This is a genomic window from Pseudomonas sessilinigenes (assembly GCF_003850565.1).
In the GTDB taxonomy this organism is placed as follows: Bacteria; Pseudomonadota; Gammaproteobacteria; order Pseudomonadales; family Pseudomonadaceae; genus Aquipseudomonas; species Aquipseudomonas sessilinigenes.
Map to the genome: position 1 here is coordinate 1,631,917 of NZ_CP027706.1, position 16,578 is coordinate 1,648,494.

Consider the following 16,578-nt stretch of genomic DNA (forward strand, 5'->3'; position numbering starts at 1 on the left):
GTCGATGGCACCTGCTTTGCTCAGTGAAGCCCTTGTGCAAGTCCTAACCGCGGAGAATGTCCATGAGTCCAAACCGTTCCCTGTTGCGTGGCCGCGGCAGCCAAGACAGCGGCAAGGTGGGCATGGTCGAGCTGTTCTTCGACCTGGTGTTCGTGTTTGCCGTGACCCAGTTGTCCCATGCCTTGCTGGCGCACCTGTCCCTGGGCGGGGCGCTGCAGGTTGCCCTGCTGATGGTGGCGGTGTGGTGGGTATGGATCTTCACCTCATGGATCACCAACTGGCTGGACCCGGAAACCCTGCCGATCCGCCTCGGGCTATTCGTGCTGATGGTCGCGGGGCTGCTGTTGTCGTCCTCGATTCCCCACGCGTTTGGCGAGCGGGGCCTGCTGTTCGCCGGCGCCTATGTGTTCATGCAAGTGGGGCGTACCGCCTATTCGCTGTGGGCGGTACGGGGCGAGCCGCTGAACATGACCCGCAACTTCCAGCGGATTCTCCTGTGGTTGATGTTCTCCGGCGTGTTCTGGATCGCTGGCGGACTGCTGCAAGGGCCTGGCCGCCTGGTTTGCTGGGTGCTGGCACTGGGCATCGAAGTGTTGTCGCCGTCCGTGTATTTCTGGGTGCCGGGGCTGGGCCGCTCGACCCTGGATGACTGGAATATCGAAGGCAACCACATGGCCGAACGCTGTGCGTTGTTCGTGATCATCGCCCTGGGCGAGTCGTTGCTGGTCACCGGTGCCACCTTCGCCGAGCTGGCTACCACGGCCCAGGGACTGCTGGGATTCGTGGTCGCCGTGCTGGGCAGCATCGCCATGTGGTGGGTGTATTTCGACAGCGGCGCCGAGCGTGCCCACCACCGCATCGCGCATTCCGCCGATCCAGGACGCCAGGCGCGGATCGCCTACACCTACATCCACTTGCTGATCATCGCCGGGATCATCGTCAGTGCGGTGGCCGATGAACTGGTGCTGGTCCATCCGGATCATGCCAGCCAGGCGGGGGTGCTGGTGATCGTCGCCGGGCCCTGGCTGTTCCTGCTGGGCTGCGCCTTGTTCAAGTGGGTGATGAACGACCGGCCGCTGCCACCGTTATCGCATCTGGCGGGGCTGGGGAGCCTGGCGCTGCTGTTGCCGTTCGCCTGGAGCCAGGTGTTTTCCGCCTTGGCCCTGGGCAGCCTGACCAGCCTGGTGATGCTGGTGGTCGCAGCCTGGGAGACCCTGGTCCTGCGCGAGCGAGGCGCGGTGTAGCCATACGGCCAATGGAGGATTCATCCGGTCCGGGGCTTGTGTAGTATGTAGCGCCTTTTTCCCCTGACTGACTGGGAGCTCCACCATGCCGCACCTGCATATGGAATACACCGCCAACCTGCCTCAGCTGGACACCGACAAGGCGCTGCTGCGACTCAATCACGCGCTGGTGGCGTCCGGGCAGTTTTCCGATGAGTTCGACATCAAGAGCCGCGCGGTGAAAGTGGAGTCGTTCCGGGTCGGCACCGGTCTTGGCGAGCGGGCCTTTGTCCACGTCAAGCTGGCCCTGCTCAGTGGCCGTTCGCCGGAGATCAAGAAGCAACTGTCCGAAAGCCTGCTGGCCGTACTGCAGGATCTGGCCCCCTGGCCGGCCGAGTTGCAGGTCCAGCTGTGCGTGGAACTCCTGGATATCGATCGCGCTTCCTACACCAAGGCCGCCATCGGTCTCTGACGCTGCCAGGCGCCAGGCCCAGGCTCTCGGGGCGGGTATCCCGGGAGCCTAGAGCTGGCCTTGCTCGGCGCAGACCTTGACCACCTGCTCACGGAACCAGGTCTGCGCGCTGTCCTGATCGGTGTCCTGGCTCCACTGCATGTCCAGGGTAAATCCCGGCAGGCCGCTGGGCGCCTCGCAGTGATTGAACACAGCCTCATTGGCCAGCAGGGCCTGGATGCGTCGGGGCAGGGTGAGGATGAAATCGGTGCCGGTGATCATCTTCAAGGCTGCGCTGTAGCTATTGGAGCGGGCGACGATCTGGCGCTTCTGGGCCTGGCGCGCCAACCAGCCATCCACCATGTTGCTGTCCGAGGTCCAGGGCGTGGGGAACACATGCCGTCGTTCGATGAACGATTGCAGGCTGAAGCGTGGTTCCTCGGGCGGCGTCGCGCGCTTGTCGAACACGCACACCAGATCGTCCTCCAGCAGCATCTGTGACTTGAGATCGGCATGGCTGCGATGGAAGTTGGGGCCAAAGCAGATCACCAGGTCGAGGCTGCCATCGCGCAGCTCATCGGCCGGGATATCGGTTTCCAGCTTCTGTACGTTCACTGTCACCGGCAGGTCGGCGTAGTCGAAACCCTTGAGCAGGCGCGGCAGGATCAGCAGCTCGAAGTATTCCGGAGCGCAGAGGTTGAAGGTCACTGCCTGGCGGGTCGGATCGAAGGCCGCCACCCCGCTGTGGCAGAGATTGATGCTCTCCAGGATCTTCAGCACATGGCTGTACATGCTGGTGGCCTTGTAGGTCGGGCGCATGCCTGTGCGGGTGTTGACGAACAACTCGTCCTGGAAGCTGTTGCGCAGTTTCTTCAGGCAATAGCTGACGGTGGACTGGCTGACGCACAGCGTTTCCGAAACCCCGGTGACACTGCTTTGCTCGTACACCGCGATAAAGACCATGAGGTCTTGCATGTCGAGTTTTCTGAGCACATTGCTGATGAGCATCCGTTTCATCCCACTGGGCACCTGGCGCCGGTGGCGCGCAAACCGGATCGATGCTAGCGGAACGATCGTCCTAGTTAAATGCCCGGAGCCGGGATTCGCGGACAGCATCGGGACATTAATTTCCGATAACACGACCTGCACAGTTTCGCGCAAAAAAGCGCCCTGTGTCCCAGCCTGATTTCAGGCTGTTATCGCCTTGGGGCGGCTGCTGCGCACCAGGCCCAGCATACCCAGCGCAACCAGCAGGACGCCGAGCAGTTCCCCCGGGTGCGGTGCCTGGCCGAGCCACAGCCAATGGAACAGAGTCAGGAACAACGTGCTCAGGTACACATAGGAAATCACCGTCGAAGGGGCGATCACGCCAATGGCCCGGTGCAACAGCCAGAAGGTCGCCAGGGTCGCGAACATCGCCAGGTACAGCAGCCACAGCAGGTCGTTGCCAGTGAGCAGGCTGGCGCTGCGCCAACCACCGCTGGCCAGGCAGGCGACGAACAGGAACAAGGAGCCGAAAAGCATGTTCCAGAACGTCATCGCTGCCGGGCTGCGGCCCTGCAAGCTGCCCGCCTTGAAACGCTGGCTCAGGGGTGGATAGGCCGCCATGGCCAGGCAACCCAGGCCATAGACACCCATGGCGTACCACGACGGCAGTTGGTCCGGCGCACCGCCCTTGAGGATCAGCAGCAGCGCACCTGCGGCGGCGGTCAGCATTGGCAGCAACCGGCGCCGGCGACTGTCGCCGGGCAACAACCACCCTTCGAACAATAGGGTCAGCAACGGCACCAGGGTGTACAGGGTTCCGGTATTGACCGCCGAGGTGTGGCGCAGGGCCTCGAACAACGAGCCGAAGTACAGCGCCAGCAGCAGGCCGAGCGCGCCATGGGCCGCCAGCGCTGCCAGGGTCATCGAGGACAGGCCGCGGGACCACAGCAGGGGCACGAACAGCAAGGCTGAAAACAGCAGGCGCAGGGCCGTCAGCAGCACGGGATCGATGGCGCGGCTGACCTGGGCGGCAGCGAAGAAGGAGGCGGCGATCAAGGCCGCCCAGAGCAGCATGCCGAGGTTGGCCTGGGTGAAGTTCACAGGGTTCATGCAGGCCTCCCGGGCCGGGGTACAAGGCGGCTCAACGAATGTGCCTGGCGTAGTGCCGGGGATCGAAGCGCAGCACCATGAGGATCATCAGCAGCATCACCGCGGTCAGCGACCACCAGGCCCATTCGAAGCTGCCCAGTTGGTCGCGGATCATGCCTGCCAGCAGTGGCGACAGCCCGGCGATCAGATAGCCGATGCCCTGCACGAAGGCTGTCAGGCCACCGGCGCGGCGCGGATCGCCCAGGTGATCCAGGGAGACGATCAGGCTCATCGGGAACAGCCCGCCGATACCCAGGCCCAGCAGGCAGGGCCAGAGCAGGCTCAGGTGTTGCGGGCTGAGGATCAGGCCGCAGAAGCCGGCGATGATCAGTGTCAGCAGGGCCACCAGCACCAGGCGGCGATCCTGGCTGCGGTTGGCGATGGCTGGGGTGATAAGGCCGGAGATCACCTCCATGGCGGTGAGAAACCCCAGTAGCAGGCCGGCATTCTGTTCGCTCCAGCCGTTCTCCACGTAATAAGGGGCAAGCCAGGCCAGTACGCAGGTATAGGAGGCGGTACCCAGGCCGAAGAACACCGCCAGCAGCCAGGCCCGGCGGTTGCTGGCGAACGATTCGCGCCCACCACGGGCGGCCGGCAGGCTGGGCAGGGAGCGACGCTGGGCATACCAGAACACCAGGGCCAACAAGGCCAGGGCCGCCCAGATCGCCAGGGCCAGGCGCCAGCTGCCGCTCTGGTTCATCACCAGGGGGGCGAAAGAAGCGGCGATGGCTGCGCCGCCCATGATCGAGGTGACATACAGGCCCATGAACAGCGAGACATTGTCAGCGAAGCGTGACTTGATCAGCGCCGGCATCAACGCCTGGATCAGGGCGATGCCGATCCCGGCCAGGACAGCGCTGAGGATCAGCTCTGCAGCCGAGTCCATGAACAACCGCGACACCGTGGCCAGGCCGATGATCAGCAGGGACAGGACCACGGTGCGGTGCTCGCCCAGGCGTTGGCTGATGCCCATGCCGAAGAACATCGCCAGGCCCATGGCCATGACCGGCAGCATGGTCAGCAACGAGGCCAGGCTGAAACTCAGGGGAATATCGCCACGAATGCCCGAGAGCAGCGGGCCGACAGCGGCCATCGACGGCCGCAGGTTGAGGGCCACCAGGACTACGCTGGCCATCAGCCAGAGTGCGGGGCGGGAGGTTGCACGAACGCTTTCCATAACCAGACCTTCAGTAAGCAGTGGGCTGATTAGGCGGTGCCGTGCGTGCCGGGGGCAAATCAGAAAGTTTGCCGCACTATTTAAAAATTAAATAAGACTTAAGCGGCAAGCGGCAAGCGGCAAGCGGCAAGCGGCAAGCTCCAAGCCGCAAGCATGCGCTTGAGGCTTGAGGCTTGCCGCTGCTCTTAGAACGGCTTGGTCGGCAGGTACTTGCCATCCAGGGTGATCACCGCGCGGGAGCCGCCTTCGGGGTCCTCGACCTTCTTGATGTCCAGCTTGAAGTTGATGGCGCTGATGATGCCGTCGCCGAACTGCTCGTGGACCAGGGCCTTGAGGGTCGAGCCGTAGACCTGAAGCATTTCATAGAAGCGGTACACGGTCGGGTCGGTGGGGATGCCGCCAGGGATGCTGCCGCGCGAGGGGATGCTTTGCAGCAGGCGGCTGGCGTCCTGGTCCAGGCCCAGTTTGTCGCACACCAGGTCGGCTGCGGCGGCCGGCAGGGCGTGCTGGCCCAGCAGGGCGGCGGTGACGAAGGCCAGGCTCAGCCCGGTGCCGTCGGTGAGGTCCTGCCAGGACAGGTTCTTGCGCGCCTTGGCGTCGATGATGGTGTCGGCCAGGGCCAGGCGTGGGGCTTGGGCGAATTGGGATTGCAGCATGGGTGGATTCCTCTTGGGTGAGTGAAGGTTGCTGCTCAGGCAGCGGTCGAAGGGCGGCTGGCCAGGGCACAGGTATACGGGGGCTCGGCCAGGGACACGAAGCGCCGGGCAGGGCCGTCGAGGGCGGCGATGGCGCCGCTCTCGATGTCGTAGACCCAGCCATGCAGGTTCAGCCGGCCCTGCTCCAGGGCCAGGGCCACCGAGGGGTGCGTCTTCAGGTTAGCCAACTGGGCGATGACGTTGTCCCGGACCAGGGCGTCCAGGTGTTCGGCGGGCGAGGCATGGTGCCGCGCGGCGTTGATCACTCGGGCCGATTCGGCATGGCGCAGCCAGTTGGCCACGGCAGGCAGGTGGTCCAGGCACTTGCAGGTGGAAAGGGCGGTCATGGCGCCGCAGTCGGAGTGGCCGCAGATGACGATGTCGCTCACCCCCAGTACCGCCACCGCGTATTCCACCGTGGCCGATACGCCGCCGGGCTCGGGGCCGTAGCTGGGCACGATGTTGCCAGCGTTGCGGATCACGAACAGGTCGCCAGGCTCTTGCTGGGTCAGCAGTTCCGGCACCACCCGGCTGTCGGAGCACGTGACGAACAGCGTGCCGGGGCTTTGGGCGCTGGCCAGTTGCTTGAACAGTTCGCTGCGCTGGGGGAAGGCTTCGCGCTGGAACTTGAGGAAGCCGTCGATGATGTGCTGCATGGGAGTCTCCTTGCGTCGCTGATGGGGCAAGGATGGGCGGTTGCAACTATAGCGTCCAAGACCGGTTTATTATGCTTTCCATAAGTCATGCCTATAGTTGGGGCTGCCATGCTCTTGCGTCATATCCGTTACCTGCTGGCCGTGGCCGAGCACTGCAACTTCACCCGCGCCGCCGAGGCGCTGCACGTGTCGCAGCCGACCCTGTCGCAGCAGATCAAGCAGTTGGAGGAGTCCCTGGGGGCGCCGTTGTTCGATCGGTCCGGGCGCAGCGTGCGCCTGACCGATGCCGGCCAGGCCTATGTCGCCTATGCCCGGCGTGCCCTGCAGGACCTGGAAGCCGCGCGGCGGGCGATGCACGACGTGCAGGACCTGAGCCGGGGTTCATTGCGCCTGGCCCTGACCCCGACCTTCACCGCCTACCTGGCCGGGCCCTTGCTCAGCCGGTTCAACCAGCGCTATCCGGGCATCCGCCTGAGCATCGAGGAAATGACCCAGGATCGCCTGGAGGCGGCCCTGGCTGAAGATCGCCTGGACCTGGGCATTGCCTTCGCCGGCGAGCACCTGTTGGAAATCGAGCCCCAGGATCTGTTCAGCGAGACCCTGAGCCTGGTGGTCGGCCCGCAGTACCAGGCCCGGGAGCAAGAGCCGCTGGATGCCGAGGCGCTGGGGCGTCAATCGCTGGCATTGCTCAGTGGCGACTTCGCCACCCGCCGCCATATCGACCTGTATTGCCGCCAGCAGGGTATTGCGCCATGCATCGCCATCGAGGCCAATTCGGTCAGTGCGCTGGTGGAGATCGTGCGTCGCGGGCAGCTGGTGACGTTGTTGCCCAGTGCCATTGCCCGGGAGCAGCCGGGCTTGCGCGCACTGGCCCTGGCCTCACCCCTGGCGCCGCGCAGCGTGGTGTTGCTGGGGCGCCGGGGCGCCTATCGCAGCGCGGCTTGCCAGGCTTTCCGGCAGTTACTGGAGCAGGATTACGGCGCCGCCAACCACTGATTGACCACCTGGTCGTAGGCGCCGGTGGCCTTGCTCAGGTGTAGCCACTGGTCGACGTAGCTCTTCCAGGCCACATCGTCCCGGGGCAGGAGGAAGGCCTTCTCGCTGTACTGCAGGGCATGCTCGGGGTTGACCGCGCACAGTCCCGGCTTGCGTCGTTGCTGGAAGCGCGCCTCCGAGGCATCGGTGATCATCACGTCGGCCTTGTGGCTGAGCAACTGGTCGAAGATCTTCACGTTGTCGGCGAACAGCGTCAGGTCGGCGTTGGGCAAGCGGGTGCGGGCGAAGACTTCGTTGGTGCCTCCCGGCGGTTCGATCAGGCGTACCGAAGGCTGGTTGATCTGCTCCACGCTCTGGTAGAGCTTGAGGTCCTGGCAGCGCACCAGGGGAATCTTGCCATCGACGCCCAGGGGCTGGCTGAAGAAGGCCTTTTTCTGACGCTCCAGGGACACCGAGATCCCGCCCACGGCGATATCGCATTGCTGGCTCTGGAAGTCCGCCATCAGGCTCTTCCAGGTGGTGTTGACCCACTTCACCCTGACTCCGAGGCTCTGGGCCAGGGATTCGGCCATTGCAATGTCGATGCCCTCGTAGTGCCCGTCATCGCGCAGGTAGCTGTAGGGCTTGTAGTCGCCGGTGGTGCAGACCGTCAGGTGGCCGCGTTCGAGCACCTGGTCCAGGTGCGAGGTCGACTCCTGGGCAAGGGCAAGGGCGGGGGCCGCGAGGCCGAACAGGGTACTGAGCAGAAGGCGTGGGAGCATCGAGTCGTTCCTTGAATGGCGGCTGGGCATAGTGCAGGAGCCTTGTCGGGGCGGGCAAGGGCCTGGATATTGCCGCGCGGCCGTGGCCAATGGCGGCTTGACCGGCTTTCGACCTTTTTTTCACGTATGGCTGGTTAACCTGTGGCCCCTGGATTCCAACAAGAGTTTGCCAGTCATGTCGTCCCACCCCCCACCGTCCATAGAGCTGGAGTTCGCTCGGCGCTACGACCAGGAGCATGCGCGCGTCTGCCGTGAGCCCCGGCCTGCCGGGGTGGGCACGCGCCTGGCGCTCTGGCGTACGACGCGGCTGGTGCGCCATGCCTTGAGCGTGGCTGGCGAGCCTGGGTTGATCCTGGATGTGGCGTGTGGGGCTGGGCGTTATTGGCCGGTGCTGGCCGAGCATGGCAACCGGGTGATCCTGGCGGCGGACCCTTCCGAGGAAATGCTGAGCCACGCCCAGACTCATCATCCGGTCAGCCTGATGAAGCGGATCAAGACCTTCCATAGCTCGGCGTTCGATATCGGCCTGTCGGCCAACGCGGTGGACAGCATCATCTGCATGCAGTTGTTCGCCCATGTCACCCATGGCGAGGACCGCCTGGCCCTGTTGCGCGAGTTCCACCGGGTCAGTCGTGACTCGGTGATCGTCGCGACCCGGGTCGAGTACTTCTTCCAGTCCTGGCAGCGTGCGACCACGGCTGCCGGTGCTCTGCCCCTGGTGAGCAAGGTGCAGCTGGAGGCCGAGTTCGCCGAAGCCGGATTCGACGTCCTCAGCCACCATGACCTGTTTCCCGGATGCGCCCCTTCACGGATCTACGTGTTGAGTAAACAGGGCTAGTCCAGGCTCCCGGACTATTCTTGTTTTTCGTCCCGGGGTTTCTCGCAGGCTCTTATCGGACCAATGCTCGGAAATGGCCGGGGCGATATATACTGCGCGCCATTCTTCAAGGGAGAGCCGTGTGGCCATCGATATACACTGGATTCGCGACAACGATAGCCTCGGTCAGTTTTGCGCCGAATGGCAGCACCTGCCCTTCGTCGCCCTCGACACCGAATTCATGCGGGTCGACACTTTCTATCCCATCGCCGGCCTGTTGCAGGTGGGTGATGGGCAGCGCGCCTACCTGATTGACCCTTTGACCATCGACAACTGGCAACCCTTGGCCGAGCTGCTGGAGAACCCGGCAGTGGTCAAGGTGGTGCACGCCTGCAGCGAGGATCTCGAAGTCCTGCTGCGCCTGACAGGGAGCCTGCCAGCGCCGTTGTTCGATACGCAACTGGCGGCGGCTTACCTGAACCTGGGGTTCTCCATGGGTTATTCGCGCCTGGTGCAGGAAGTCCTGGGCATCGAGTTGCCCAAGGGCGAGACCCGCTCCGACTGGCTGCAACGCCCGCTCTCGGAAACCCAGGTCAGCTATGCCGCCGAAGATGCCGTGCACCTGGCCCAGGTATTCGGCCAGTTGCGTGCCAAGCTGTCCGACGACAAGTACCGCTGGGTGCTTGAAGACGGTGCCGAGCTGGTGGCCAACCTGCGTCGCGAAGTGGACCCCAACGAGGTTTACCGCGATGCCAAGCTGGCCTGGAAACTGTCCCGTGCCCAGCTGGCGGTGCTGCGCGAGCTGTGTGCCTGGCGCGAGCGTGAGGCGCGAGCCCGCGACTTGCCGCGCAATCGAATCGTTCGTGAACATGCGCTCTGGCCCCTGGCCAGGACCCAGCCCGATACCTTGTCGGCGCTGGCCAAGATCGAAGACATGCACCCACGGACCGTACGCCAGGATGGCGAGTTCCTCCTGGACCTGATCAAGCGCACCGCCAAGCTCGGTCCGGAGCAGTGGCCGCCGGCCCTGCCCGAGCCGTTGCCGATCGAAGCGTCGGCCCTGCTCAAGCGCCTGAAGGCGGTGGGCCAGGCCGAAGCGGAGCGCCTGGACATCGCGCCGGAAGTGATGCTGCGCAAGAAAACCCTGGAAAGCCTGCTCAAGAGCGGCTTTCCCAATGGGCCTTACCAATTGCCTGATTCGCTGCGTGGCTGGCGCCGCGAATTGATGGGCCAGGCGCTGCTGGACAGCCTGGCCACTGCCGGAGAACAGCCTTGAAACATATCTGCTCCATCTACCGAAGCCCGCGCAAGAACGAGATGTACCTCTACGTGCTCAAGAGCGAAGCCCTGGAGCGCGTGCCGGAAACCCTGCTGGCGGCGTTCGGCAAGCCGCAGCATGCCTTCGACCTGGTGTTGACCCCGGAGCGCAAGCTGGCTCGGGAAGATATCCAGAAAGTGCTGGAGAATCTCGACAAGCAGGGTTATCACCTGCAGATGCCACCGGCCGAAGACGAGTACATCGAGCACCTGCCCGAAGAGTTGCTACGCCGCAATGATCCGGTCTGACTCCTGGTAGGCGCTCGGTCCCGGGCGCCCTTGCTGTGCACTTGACTGACCTGGCCACCCTGAACGATGGAGCGACACTCCATCGACGGTGGCCTGCACCGTTTTTTAAGGTTTGAACCATGCGCGTTCTGATTGCCGAACACGACCACGCTATTTATGCCCGCCTGTTGCGTCAGGCGGCTGCGGACCTGGATGTTCTGACCAGTGGCGATTCCGCCGAATTGGCTCGCCTGGCAGTGGACTGCCCGGTATGGCTCGGCCAGCCAGACCTGTTGGCGACCCTGCTGCGCCAGGGGCACAAGCCCCAGTGGTTGCAATCGACATGGGCCGGCATCACGCCCTTGCTGGCCGATGGCCTGCCTCGCCACTATCGCCTGACCCGGGCGGTGGGGATCTTCGGCCAGGTGATGGCCGAGTACGTGCTGACCTACATCCTGGGCCACGAGCGCGAAGTGTTGGCGCGCCTGGTCAGCCAGGTGGAACGCAAGTGGGACAACCGCCTGGGCCAGAGCCTGGTAGGGCGCAAGGTCTTGATCGTCGGTACCGGTGATATCGGCCAGAGCGTGGCGCAATTCCTGGTGCCGTTCGGCGTCAAGCTCTATGGCATCGCCAGCCAGGCCCGTGAACAGGCGCCCTTTATCGAGGTCGCCGGCCTCAAGGACCTGGGACGGCTGGTGGGCGAGGTGGATTACGTGGTCAACCTGTTGCCCAACACGCCCAGCACCCATGACTTGTACGATGCGGCGCTGTTCAAGCAATTCAAGTCAACGGGCTTGTTCATCAATGTCGGACGTGGTGTGTCGGTGGTCGATGCGGACCTGGTGCAGGCCCTCAAGGACGGCCACCTCGCTGGCGCGGTGATCGATGTCTGTCGCCAGGAACCATTGCCACAGCGCCATCCGTTCTGGACTGCCTGGGGCCTGCTGCTGACGGGCCACAGCTCGGCACCGACCTCGCCGGAGCTGATGGTGCAGCTGTTCGTGGAGAACTTGCGGGCCTACCAGTCCAAGCAGCCCCTGCGCGGCGAAGTGGATTTCGCCCGGGGCTACTAGGACGCCGAAGCGGCAAGCTGCAAGCTGCAAGCTTGAGGTTTGCAGCTTGAGGCTTGTTTAGAGATTGAAGTCGCCTTCGGATACGGTTTCGCTCAGTGGGCGACGCGGGCTCGGTACTTCGCGGGCCTGCAGGTAGTCGGCCAGGGTCGACTTGTCGCCCAGCTTGCCCACTGCCACGGCAGCGTGCAGGGCATAGCCTTCGGGAATCTTCAGCTCCTTGCGGGTCAGCTCCTGGTCGAAGCCGGCCATGCCATGGGTGTGCCAACCACTGAGGCTGGCTTGCAGTGCCAGGTGGCCCCAGGCCGAACCGGTGTCGAAGGTGTGCCACAGGGCCGGGGTTTCCTCGCTGGCGCCTGGGGCGGTGAAGGTGGTCTTGGAAATCACGATCACCAGGGCCGAAGCGTGTTGCGCCCAGCCACGGTTGAATTCGTTGAGCAGGCCCAGGAAGCGTTCCCAGTTCGGCGTGTCGCGGCGGGCATAGAGAAAGCGCCACGGTTGCGAGTTGTAGGCCGAAGGTGCCCAGCGTGCGGCTTCGAAGAAGCTCAGCAGGGTTTCCTCAGGGATGGCTTCTGCGGTGAAGGCCCGTGGCGACCAGCGCTGGGTGAATTGCGGGTGGATGGTGTAGTCGGCAACGCGAGGATTGGCGCTCATGCAAAGACTCCAGACAACATTTGGGAAAGATGGAATAACCGGCAGGCGCAGTTAGCTGGGCGAAGGGGTTTTCCTGACCTTGCGGGATGCTCCGGGTGCCATGTGATTGGCATTTCATGGCACCCGGGCGGGGGTGGTCCGGGGAGCAAAGCTACTGTGCCCCCTGGCAGCTGGCAAGCCCCGGGTTACCAGTAGTCGCCAGTGCTTGGCCCGCCGGGCCTTCGGCACTAGACTGGCGGCCTTTTCACCCTTGGAAACTGATTCTCGAACCATGGCCGCCAAAGTCGAACCATTCTGGATACGCAAGACCCTCGAACAACTCGACCAGGAGGAATGGGAGTCGTTGTGCGATGGCTGCGGCCTGTGTTGCCTGCAAAAGCTCGAGGACGAGGACGACAACAGCGTCTATTACACCCGTATCGCCTGCAAGCTGCTGGACCTGAAGACCTGCCAGTGCAGTGACTACGCCAACCGTCGCGAGTCGGTGCCCGACTGCATCCAGCTCACGCCGGGCAAGGCCGATGAATTCAAGTGGCTGCCACCCACTTGCGGTTACCGTCTGGTGAGCGAAGGCAAGGACCTGCCGCTCTGGCACCACCTGGTGTGCGGCGATCGCGATGCGGTGCACCATGAGCGCATTTCCCAGTCCGGACGCATGCTGGCCGAAGGTAGCGTGGCGGAAGAAGACTGGGAGGATCACCTGATTTTTCGCGCAGGCTGAGGCATCGCCGCGCTGACCTCGAGCCCAGGGCGGGCTCTCAAGCAAGGAGTGTGTATGAGGGGGAGGGCGAAGCTGGCGCTGGCCATGGCGCTGCTGGCGTTGAATGCATCGGCCTGGGCCGCGCAGAAAGTCGATCTGGATTACCACGTGCGTTTCCTGCCCCAGAGCGACCAGGCCGAAGTACGCCTGACCCTGGCTGAAGGGTCGGCGCTGCGCAGCCTGGATTTTGACCTGGGCCAGAGTGGTGACTACAGCGACTTCAAGGCCGATGGCCAATGGCAGGCTGCGCCGGCCGAGACCGGCGAGCAGCGCGGTATCTGGCGCCCGGCCAGCGGCAAGGCCAGCCTGAGCTACCGGGTACGCTTGAGCCATAGCCCGAAGAAGGGCAGCTACGACAGCCGCAGCAATGCCAACTGGGCCTTGGTGCGCGGTGAGACGCTGGTGCCGCCGGCCCGGCTCGATCAACAAGATGGCATCGAGCTGGTGGCACGCCTGGATTTCGAACTGCCCAGCGGCTGGAAGAGTGTCGAGACGGCATGGCCGCGGATCGGCAAGCAGCGCTTTCGCATCGATAACCCCTCGCGCCTGTTCGATCGTCCCCTCGGCTGGATGCTCGCCGGTAACCTGGGCAGCCGCCGCACGCGCCTGGGAAGCACAGAGGTCAGCGTGGTTTCGCCCCTGGGCCAGGGTATGCGCCGCATGGATATCCTGACGTTGCTCACTTTCGTCTGGCCCCAGGTGCAGGCGGTGTTTCCACGCCAGCCGGGCAAGCTGCTGATCGTCGGCGCCGCTGATCCCATGTGGCGCGGTAGCCTGGCCGGTCGCGATTCGCTGTACCTGCACAGCCGCCTGCCGTTGATCGGCGAGAACGGCAGCAGCCCGCTGTTGCGGGAGTTGGTGCAATCCCTGGCCCGTATCAACGACAGCCAGCACAGCGACTGGATCAGCGAAGGGCTGGCCCAGTACTACGCCATCGAGTTGTTGCGCCGGGCCGGAGGGATCAGCGATGAGCGCTATCAGGTGCTGCAAAAGCGCCTGGCCCGGGACGGCCACAAGGTCAGCAGCCTGCGCGGCGAGCAGGTGGATAGCGCAACGGTGGCCAGGGCGGTGCTGTTGCTACAGGAGCTGGATCGGGAGATCCGCCTGAAAACCCGCAACAAGCGCTCACTGGACGATGTGCTGCAAGCGGCGATGCGCCTGGAAAGCGTCAGTACCGCCGAGTTCATCCAGTTGAGCGAAAGCGTGCTGGGGGAATCATCCAGGGTCCTGGACAGCCCGTTGCTACGTTGACCCGGGGCTCAGTCCTGGTGGCCGGGGAGGTTGGTATCCTCGGCGGTAGTCTTTGGACGACGTCCGGCGGCATCGGCAGTGGCCTTCAGGTTGCGTAGCTCCGCCGAGGCCTGTTCGATCTTCGTCCTTACGTGGTGCATGTCCCGGCGGCTCTTTTCCAGCAGGCTCTTGGCCGAACTGTGGCCCGTGATGCCTCGGGCCAGGGCCACACCGCCGAGCGCCACCTGTACCAGGCCGAACACACCGCCGCGGCGCAGGCCCTTGCCCACCATCACCACGCCACCGGCCAGCGAGCCGATGCGCTCCCAACCCTGGACGTTCTGCTGCGAAGGGCTCTGGAACGGGGTCGACTCTATCGTCTGCAACTGTTTGCGCTCGCTCATGATCTGTCTCCTGGGGCGGTGAGTGATATAGGGCTGACTGCGAGGAGCCCCTGGCGGTTCCCGGGCATCGAGCGGTGATGCTTCAGAACTTGGGACCGGAGCGGGTGTTGTTGCCCTTGGCCAGGCGGTCGTAGAGCACCACGTTGACCGTGGCCGCCAAATTCATGCAGCCGTTGGTGGGGATGTAGATCACGTCTTCGCACCAGTCGCGGATTTCCTTGTCGAGGGAGCCGTCTTCCGGGCCGAAAATGTACAGGGCGCGATCGGGGTGGGTGTATTCGGGCAGTGGGCGGGCGCCTTCGACCAGCTCCACGGCAACGGGAATACAGCCTAAAGGGAGGATCTTCTTCAGGTCGTCGATGCCGATCAGCGGAATGTCCTGATGGACTTTCTTGGTGTCGGTGACGAAGTCGCGGGCACGCTCATAGCGCTTGCCGGTGTAGAACACCGAGGCGACGCCATAGCAGCCAGCGGCGCGCATCACCGAACCGACGTTCTCCGGTGACTTGGGGTTATACAAACCGATGCAGCTGTACCTTTTGTTTGCCACGAGCGAGGAGCCTTGGAGAAAAAAGCGCGATTATACGGCGATTGTTCCAAGGCCGGGGGCCGTTGTGGCCAGGGAGAACCCTGGCCACATCCGCATTCTCATTCGTCTTTCTTCATCATTCCGGCCAGGGCGGCGAAGGGGTTGTGGGTGGCCTTGGCGACTTTCGGCGTGCTCAGGGAGCCCTCGCCGAAATACTGCTGGTCGGTGTAGCGCGAGTGTTCGTTGTCGTGGCAGTACAAGCACAGCAATTCCCAGTTGGAGCCGTCCTGGGGATTGTTGTCGTGGTTGTGGTCGCGGTGGTGCACGGTCAGCTCGCTCAGGCGCTTGCCGGAGAACTCACGGGCGCAGCGGCCGCAGACGTGGGGGTACATCTTCAGCGCCTTGTCGCGGTAGCCCATTTCCCGGTCGCGCTGGGCGTCGGCAAGGATGCGGTCCAGCTTGGCGGTGTTGGAACTAGGAGTGGACGAACTCATGGGTTCACCTTTGTAGAAAGACTAATGACGGTAATGGGTGAAGTTTAGCCCAGGCCCTTGGGGCCTCGTCAGTCCCGGCATGACGAAACCTTGCCGGGACATCGTATTGGGGCAGGCAAAACCCTGCGGTTGGGAGTAGCCTGACGCCAGACAATAGCCATGGAGTCATTGATGAAACGCACTATTGCGACGGTGCTGACACTGGCGGCGACCCTTGCCGCAGGAATGGGCCCGACCTGGGCCGATGAGCCACAAAGCGCTCCGGTGGTCACTCCCACGCCGACACTCGGCACGCCGGGAACCGCCACGCCCACCCCTTACCCACAAGTGACTCCCCCCAGCACTCCGAAGGCCAGCAATGGCGGCGCGCCGCTGTTGCCGCCAATCGACATGCCCAAGCCGCCCAAGGATCAGACCCAGCCAGCTCCTGAGCAGAACGACAGCAAGTCGGGTCGCTAGGGAGCGGCCTGGCCAGGGTCAGACCTGCTGTGCGAGCAACTGGCCGTCGGCCATGCGCAGGCGCTTGGACAGCGAGACAGCCAGGGCGCGGATGATCTTGGCGGCGATCTTCGGCGCATCATTGAGCATTTTCTCCAGGGAGTCCTTGCCCAGGTTGAGCAACTGGCAATCGCTGGCCGCCACGCAGGTGGCGGAGCGCCGTTCGCCATCGAGTACCGCCATTTCGCCAAAGGCCCGGCCGCTGCGCAGGGTCGCGACGCTCAAGAGCTGGCCGTCGTGACTGCGCTTCTGCACGGCTACCTGGCCGCTGTGGATGATGCACATGAAGCTACCGGCATCGCCCTCATGAAAGATCGCCTCGCCCTGGGCGATGCTGCTGATGCTGAAGTAGCCGGCCGCCGCGTTGAAGTCGGCGGGCAACAGTTGGTCGAACAGGCCGCAGTCCATCAGCCAGTCACGGATTTCATTGTTCAGCAGGGTGGGTTCGGACATGGGATCACGGTCTTTTTCTTGTGTCGGTG

21 protein-coding genes are annotated in these 16,578 nt (G+C 64.0%); 10 read left to right on the forward strand and 11 right to left on the reverse strand.

The annotated features are described in order from the left end of the window. Nucleotides 1-62: 62 nt before the first annotated feature. Nucleotides 63-1,244 carry a low temperature requirement protein A gene (locus C4K39_RS07670; RefSeq protein WP_124346038.1) on the forward strand — a complete coding sequence of 394 codons (1,182 nt, stop codon included), beginning with the start codon at nt 63-65 and terminating at the stop codon, nt 1,242-1,244. An 85-nt stretch (nt 1,245-1,329) separates the two neighbouring features. Continuing rightward, nucleotides 1,330-1,695, forward strand: coding sequence for a 5-carboxymethyl-2-hydroxymuconate Delta-isomerase (locus C4K39_RS07675; protein WP_068586135.1), 366 nt, complete (start codon nt 1,330-1,332; stop codon nt 1,693-1,695). Nucleotides 1,696-1,743: 48 nt separating this feature from the next. On the opposite strand, the gene C4K39_RS07680 is transcribed toward C4K39_RS07675, so the two are convergent. The 5 genes from C4K39_RS07680 to C4K39_RS07700 form a co-directional block, all read right to left on the reverse strand. After that, nucleotides 1,744-2,682 carry a LysR family transcriptional regulator gene (locus C4K39_RS07680; RefSeq protein ID WP_068586165.1) on the reverse strand — a complete coding sequence of 313 codons (939 nt, stop codon included), beginning with the start codon at nt 2,680-2,682 and terminating at the stop codon, nt 1,744-1,746. Nucleotides 2,683-2,862: 180 nt separating this feature from the next. Next, a complete protein-coding gene (locus C4K39_RS07685) occupies nt 2,863-3,771 on the reverse strand; it encodes a DMT family transporter (protein ID WP_124346039.1) in 909 nt (302 codons plus the stop codon). A gap of 31 nt (nt 3,772-3,802) precedes the next feature. Further along, nucleotides 3,803-4,987 (reverse strand): cyanate transporter, encoded by a 1,185-nt coding sequence (locus C4K39_RS07690; protein WP_068586130.1) that lies wholly within the window; start codon nt 4,985-4,987, stop codon nt 3,803-3,805. Between the two features lie 185 nt (nt 4,988-5,172). Then, a complete protein-coding gene (gene cynS / locus C4K39_RS07695) occupies nt 5,173-5,643 on the reverse strand; it encodes a cyanase (RefSeq protein ID WP_068586127.1) in 471 nt (156 codons plus the stop codon). Nucleotides 5,644-5,678: 35 nt separating this feature from the next. Continuing rightward, nucleotides 5,679-6,338, reverse strand: a complete 660-nt coding sequence (locus C4K39_RS07700; RefSeq protein ID WP_124346040.1) for a carbonic anhydrase — start codon at nt 6,336-6,338, stop codon at nt 5,679-5,681. 108 nt (nt 6,339-6,446) lie between these two features. On the opposite strand from C4K39_RS07700, the gene cynR reads away from it, so the two are divergent. Continuing rightward, nucleotides 6,447-7,334: a transcriptional regulator CynR gene (gene cynR, locus C4K39_RS07705; RefSeq protein WP_124346041.1), complete on the forward strand. Its 888-nt coding sequence runs from the start codon at nt 6,447-6,449 to the stop codon at nt 7,332-7,334. On the opposite strand, the gene C4K39_RS07710 is transcribed toward cynR, so the two are convergent. Continuing rightward, the gene (locus C4K39_RS07710) at nt 7,313-8,095 is read right to left on the reverse strand and encodes a transporter substrate-binding domain-containing protein (protein ID WP_068586118.1); all 783 of its coding nucleotides are present in this window, start codon (nt 8,093-8,095) and stop codon (nt 7,313-7,315) included. The genes cynR and C4K39_RS07710 overlap by 22 nt on opposite strands. 175 nt (nt 8,096-8,270) lie before the next feature. Between C4K39_RS07710 and C4K39_RS07715 the strand changes: the two genes are divergently transcribed. The 4 genes from C4K39_RS07715 (at nt 8,271) to C4K39_RS07730 (ending at nt 11,530) form a co-directional block, all read left to right on the forward strand. Then, complete coding sequence (locus tag C4K39_RS07715) at nt 8,271-8,933, forward strand: class I SAM-dependent methyltransferase (protein ID WP_068586164.1); 663 nt, start codon at nt 8,271-8,273, stop codon at nt 8,931-8,933. A gap of 121 nt (nt 8,934-9,054) precedes the next feature. Beyond that, complete coding sequence (gene rnd / locus C4K39_RS07720) at nt 9,055-10,188, forward strand: ribonuclease D (RefSeq protein WP_124346042.1); 1,134 nt, start codon at nt 9,055-9,057, stop codon at nt 10,186-10,188. Then, nucleotides 10,185-10,478 carry a YcgL domain-containing protein gene (locus C4K39_RS07725; RefSeq protein ID WP_068586113.1) on the forward strand — a complete coding sequence of 98 codons (294 nt, stop codon included), beginning with the start codon at nt 10,185-10,187 and terminating at the stop codon, nt 10,476-10,478. The genes rnd and C4K39_RS07725 overlap by 4 nt, the downstream gene beginning before the upstream one ends. Before the next feature lie 119 nt (nt 10,479-10,597). Next, the gene (locus C4K39_RS07730) at nt 10,598-11,530 is read left to right on the forward strand and encodes a D-2-hydroxyacid dehydrogenase (RefSeq protein WP_068586110.1); all 933 of its coding nucleotides are present in this window, start codon (nt 10,598-10,600) and stop codon (nt 11,528-11,530) included. A gap of 57 nt (nt 11,531-11,587) precedes the next feature. On the opposite strand, the gene C4K39_RS07735 is transcribed toward C4K39_RS07730, so the two are convergent. Then, nucleotides 11,588-12,181, reverse strand: a complete 594-nt coding sequence (locus tag C4K39_RS07735; protein WP_124346043.1) for a nitroreductase family protein — start codon at nt 12,179-12,181, stop codon at nt 11,588-11,590. A 271-nt stretch (nt 12,182-12,452) separates the two neighbouring features. On the opposite strand from C4K39_RS07735, the gene C4K39_RS07740 reads away from it, so the two are divergent. Together C4K39_RS07740 and C4K39_RS07745 are read left to right on the forward strand one after the other, a co-directional pair. Further along, entirely contained in the window at nt 12,453-12,902 is a 450-nt protein-coding gene (locus tag C4K39_RS07740) for a YcgN family cysteine cluster protein (protein ID WP_068586105.1), read from the forward strand. A 54-nt stretch (nt 12,903-12,956) separates the two neighbouring features. Beyond that, nucleotides 12,957-14,192, forward strand: coding sequence for a hypothetical protein (locus C4K39_RS07745; protein WP_068586102.1), 1,236 nt, complete (start codon nt 12,957-12,959; stop codon nt 14,190-14,192). Between the two features lie 8 nt (nt 14,193-14,200). On the opposite strand, the gene C4K39_RS07750 is transcribed toward C4K39_RS07745, so the two are convergent. The 3 genes from C4K39_RS07750 to C4K39_RS07760 all read right to left on the reverse strand — a co-directional run bounded on the left by C4K39_RS07750 (nt 14,201) and on the right by C4K39_RS07760 (nt 15,598). Further along, complete coding sequence (locus C4K39_RS07750; RefSeq protein WP_124346044.1) at nt 14,201-14,575, reverse strand: YgaP family membrane protein; 375 nt, start codon at nt 14,573-14,575, stop codon at nt 14,201-14,203. A gap of 82 nt (nt 14,576-14,657) precedes the next feature. Beyond that, entirely contained in the window at nt 14,658-15,125 is a 468-nt protein-coding gene (locus C4K39_RS07755; protein WP_031321120.1) for an RNA methyltransferase, read from the reverse strand. Between the two features lie 98 nt (nt 15,126-15,223). Next, entirely contained in the window at nt 15,224-15,598 is a 375-nt protein-coding gene (locus C4K39_RS07760; RefSeq protein ID WP_068586096.1) for a YajD family HNH nuclease, read from the reverse strand. Nucleotides 15,599-15,769: 171 nt separating this feature from the next. Between C4K39_RS07760 and C4K39_RS07765 the strand changes: the two genes are divergently transcribed. Continuing rightward, a complete protein-coding gene (locus C4K39_RS07765; RefSeq protein ID WP_068586093.1) occupies nt 15,770-16,057 on the forward strand; it encodes a hypothetical protein in 288 nt (95 codons plus the stop codon). 18 nt (nt 16,058-16,075) lie between these two features. Here the strand turns inward: C4K39_RS07765 and C4K39_RS07770 are convergent, their stop codons facing one another. Further along, nucleotides 16,076-16,549: a cyclic nucleotide-binding domain-containing protein gene (locus C4K39_RS07770; protein ID WP_068586090.1), complete on the reverse strand. Its 474-nt coding sequence runs from the start codon at nt 16,547-16,549 to the stop codon at nt 16,076-16,078. Nucleotides 16,550-16,578: the final 29 nt, after the last annotated feature.

Bases quoted from the DNA above. Each gene is read 5' to 3' on its own strand.
- C4K39_RS07760 (WP_068586096.1), bottom strand. From the start codon at position 15,598: ATGAGTTCGTCCACTCCTAGTTCCAACACCGCCAAGCTGGACCGCATC.
- C4K39_RS07685 (WP_124346039.1), bottom strand. From the start codon at position 3,771: ATGAACCCTGTGAACTTCACCCAGGCCAACCTCGGCATGCTGCTCTGG.
- C4K39_RS07735 (WP_124346043.1), bottom strand. From the start codon at position 12,181: ATGAGCGCCAATCCTCGCGTTGCCGACTACACCATCCACCCGCAATTC.
- C4K39_RS07670 (WP_124346038.1), top strand. From the start codon at position 63: ATGAGTCCAAACCGTTCCCTGTTGCGTGGCCGCGGCAGCCAAGACAGC.
- cynS (WP_068586127.1), bottom strand. From the start codon at position 5,643: ATGCTGCAATCCCAATTCGCCCAAGCCCCACGCCTGGCCCTGGCCGAC.
- C4K39_RS07770 (WP_068586090.1), bottom strand. From the start codon at position 16,549: ATGTCCGAACCCACCCTGCTGAACAATGAAATCCGTGACTGGCTGATG.
- C4K39_RS07745 (WP_068586102.1), top strand. From the start codon at position 12,957: ATGAGGGGGAGGGCGAAGCTGGCGCTGGCCATGGCGCTGCTGGCGTTG.
- C4K39_RS07750 (WP_124346044.1), bottom strand. From the start codon at position 14,575: ATGAGCGAGCGCAAACAGTTGCAGACGATAGAGTCGACCCCGTTCCAG.
- C4K39_RS07740 (WP_068586105.1), top strand. From the start codon at position 12,453: ATGGCCGCCAAAGTCGAACCATTCTGGATACGCAAGACCCTCGAACAA.
- C4K39_RS07730 (WP_068586110.1), top strand. From the start codon at position 10,598: ATGCGCGTTCTGATTGCCGAACACGACCACGCTATTTATGCCCGCCTG.
- C4K39_RS07690 (WP_068586130.1), bottom strand. From the start codon at position 4,987: ATGGAAAGCGTTCGTGCAACCTCCCGCCCCGCACTCTGGCTGATGGCC.
- C4K39_RS07675 (WP_068586135.1), top strand. From the start codon at position 1,330: ATGCCGCACCTGCATATGGAATACACCGCCAACCTGCCTCAGCTGGAC.
- C4K39_RS07680 (WP_068586165.1), bottom strand. From the start codon at position 2,682: ATGCTCATCAGCAATGTGCTCAGAAAACTCGACATGCAAGACCTCATG.
- cynR (WP_124346041.1), top strand. From the start codon at position 6,447: ATGCTCTTGCGTCATATCCGTTACCTGCTGGCCGTGGCCGAGCACTGC.
- C4K39_RS07700 (WP_124346040.1), bottom strand. From the start codon at position 6,338: ATGCAGCACATCATCGACGGCTTCCTCAAGTTCCAGCGCGAAGCCTTC.
- C4K39_RS07710 (WP_068586118.1), bottom strand. From the start codon at position 8,095: ATGCTCCCACGCCTTCTGCTCAGTACCCTGTTCGGCCTCGCGGCCCCC.
- C4K39_RS07715 (WP_068586164.1), top strand. From the start codon at position 8,271: ATGTCGTCCCACCCCCCACCGTCCATAGAGCTGGAGTTCGCTCGGCGC.
- C4K39_RS07765 (WP_068586093.1), top strand. From the start codon at position 15,770: ATGAAACGCACTATTGCGACGGTGCTGACACTGGCGGCGACCCTTGCC.